Origin of the sequence: Aeromicrobium sp. (assembly GCF_014378035.1) — a bacterium.
Lineage (GTDB): Bacteria > Actinomycetota > Actinomycetes > Propionibacteriales > Nocardioidaceae > Aeromicrobium.
This window is the reverse complement of the sequence record NZ_JACMOM010000109.1, coordinates 1-2,220: the sequence shown is the minus strand read 5'-3', so window position 1 is coordinate 2,220 and position 2,220 is coordinate 1. Positions and strand designations below refer to the sequence as shown.

Sequence of the window (2,220 nt, the reverse complement as noted above, 5' to 3'; positions counted from 1 at the left end):
TCGTGGTGCGGGTGCGCGTCGTGACGCCCTCGAGCCGCCGTTCCAGGACGTCGGCCAGCGCCTCGCCGTACCGGTCGAACACGCCGCCCGGGTTGCCGGTGGCAATGGTGAGCCGGGTGAGGGGCAGCTCCTCCCACGACGGCCCGAGGCAGCCGGTGAGCGTCGCCGCTGCCGGCACCCAGAGCGCGGCGGTCAGCACGGTGCGGCGGGAGACGCGCGCCAAGGACGGGTCGGGCATCGCGTCAGGATGCCACAGCGGCCGGTTGTCCACTCAGAGTCTCCCAAGTCGTCGTGGCTGACTCGGGAGATCGCCAAGCCCCAACATGTGCGCGGAGCCGGTAGCGCAGCCGCACAGCCGTAGCTCGTCTCCGCTGGCAACCCGCCCGTCGACGTAGGCGAAGCCGGCTCGGTAGCGCACACGTACTTCGCTCAGTTGGGGCCAGCGTCCATGGGCGCGGGCAGACAGGCGCTGATGCAGCGAGGTCTGGGTCGATGCAGTGATCTTGGCCATGGTCCCCATCGTGGCGCAGGCCTGGATGCGTGCTCGAGCAGTATCGGCGTGTCGTCAGCACGGCCGCACTGCCGATCGGCGAGAACAGACCCATGGTGATCGCTTCCCCTCTTCGTGATCATCCTGTCCGCCACCGAGCGTGTTCGCCGCACTTTATCGGACCTTCCGGGTGCTCGGTGGGGCACCGACTTGTGTGCTGACCGATAACGAGAAGATCGTCACCGTGTCCCATGTTGCTGGTGTTCCGGTCCGTAACCAGCAGACGGTGGCTCTTGCCCGCCATGACGGCATCACCGTGCTGACGTGTCAGCCGGCCGACCCGGCGTCCAAGGTCGGGGTGGAGTCGTCGGTGAGACTGGCCAAGGCCGATATCGTCCCCAAAGCCCAGTTCATCAGGTTGGTGGTGAGTCAGGTCCGGGGAGGGAACCCCGAACCCGGAACGGTCTAGTCTTCACAGATGGCGACCTTCATCGACGTACACCCGCAGAACCCACAGCAGCGCAACGTCGACCGGGCGGCTGACGTCATCCGTGACGGTGGTCTGATCGCCTACCCCACGGACTCGGGCTACGCGCTGGGCGCGCAGCTCGGCAATAAGGACGCCCTCGACCGGATCAAGGCGATCCGTCACCTCGACGACAAGCACCACTTCACGCTGGTCTGCAAGGACTTCGCCCAGATGGGGCAGTTCGTGCACGTCGACAACAGCATCTTCCGCGCCGTCAAGGCCGCGACCCCGGGCCCATACACCTTCATCCTGCCTGCCACCAAGGAGGTGCCGCGCAGACTCCTCCACGCCAAGAAGAAGACCGTCGGCGTGCGCATCCCGGACAGCAAGGTCGTCCGGGCTCTGCTCGCGGCGGTGGGCGAGCCGCTGCTGTCGACCACGCTGATCCTGCCGGGACACACCGAGCCCATGGTGATGGCGTGGGAGATCGCCGACCTGCTCGACGGCCAGATCGATGCGGTTGTCGACTCCGGTGAGGACGTCATTGCCGAGCCCACGACGGTCATCGACTACTCCGAGGGCCACGCCGAGGTGCTCCGCGTGGGGGCCGGCGATCCGGCGCCCTTCCAGTAGCCGCATGAGGTTCAGGCCTTCCAGAAGTGGGGCGCACGCGAGAGACTGGGGTTCGAGTCCGAGGTTGTCCCCGACGCCCACCCCGCCGCACTGATCCAGCCGTCGCACTGAGCCAGTCGTAGGCAGTGGCGGAGGCATTGATCCGGACCCTCGAACACTGAACGCTCTCGAGAGGAGCACGGCCATGGTCAACTTCCACACCCCGTTCAGCGGATTCTCGGTCGACGACCCAGTGACGGCGCAAGCCTTCTACGGCAATGTGCTCGGTCTGGACGTCGAGGATGCCGGAGGTGGGATGCTCCGCATCGGCCTCGGCGACGGTCACCACGTACTGGTCTATCCCAAGGGTGCAGGGCACGTGCCGGCGACATTCACGGTGCTCAACCTTCCGGTCGACGACGTCTCGACCGCGGTGCGCGAGCTCGCCGCCCTCGGTGTGGAGTTCGTCCGGTACGACGGCATGCCGCAGGACGAGGACGGTGTCATGAAGGGCAACGGTCCGGACATCGCGTGGTTCACCGACCCGGCCGGCAACGTCCTGTCGATCGTCGCTGCCTGACACACCCGCCTCGCACTGCGACGCCGCCTGCACCACGATGGAACCATGACTGTCTCCTTTCTCGGACTC

At 66.8% G+C, this 2,220-nt stretch carries 3 protein-coding genes and 1 pseudogene; 3 read left to right on the top strand and 1 reads right to left on the bottom strand.

What is annotated here, in order from left to right; genetic code table 11:
• Positions 1–238, bottom strand: a 238-nt coding sequence (locus tag H7290_RS05555; protein ID WP_290513019.1) for a hypothetical protein, incomplete at its 3' end; no start/stop codon positions are given.
• Positions 239–644: 406 nt separating this feature from the next.
• Here H7290_RS05555 and H7290_RS05550 point away from each other — a divergent pair.
• The 3 genes and pseudogenes from H7290_RS05550 to H7290_RS05540 all read left to right on the top strand — a co-directional run.
• A pseudogene (locus H7290_RS05550) lies at positions 645–893 on the top strand (IS21 family transposase); the annotation flags it as partial.
• A 75-nt stretch (positions 894–968) separates the two neighbouring features.
• Positions 969–1,592 (top strand): L-threonylcarbamoyladenylate synthase, encoded by a 624-nt coding sequence (locus tag H7290_RS05545; protein WP_290513018.1) that lies wholly within the window; start codon positions 969–971, stop codon positions 1,590–1,592.
• Positions 1,593–1,776: 184 nt separating this feature from the next.
• Positions 1,777–2,151, top strand: coding sequence for a VOC family protein (locus H7290_RS05540; RefSeq protein ID WP_290513017.1), 375 nt, complete (start codon positions 1,777–1,779; stop codon positions 2,149–2,151).
• The last annotated feature ends 69 nt before the right edge of the window (positions 2,152–2,220 follow it).

Bases quoted from the DNA above. Each gene is read 5' to 3' on its own strand.
- H7290_RS05545 (WP_290513018.1), top strand. From the start codon at position 969: ATGGCGACCTTCATCGACGTACACCCGCAGAACCCACAGCAGCGCAAC.
- H7290_RS05540 (WP_290513017.1), top strand. From the start codon at position 1,777: ATGGTCAACTTCCACACCCCGTTCAGCGGATTCTCGGTCGACGACCCA.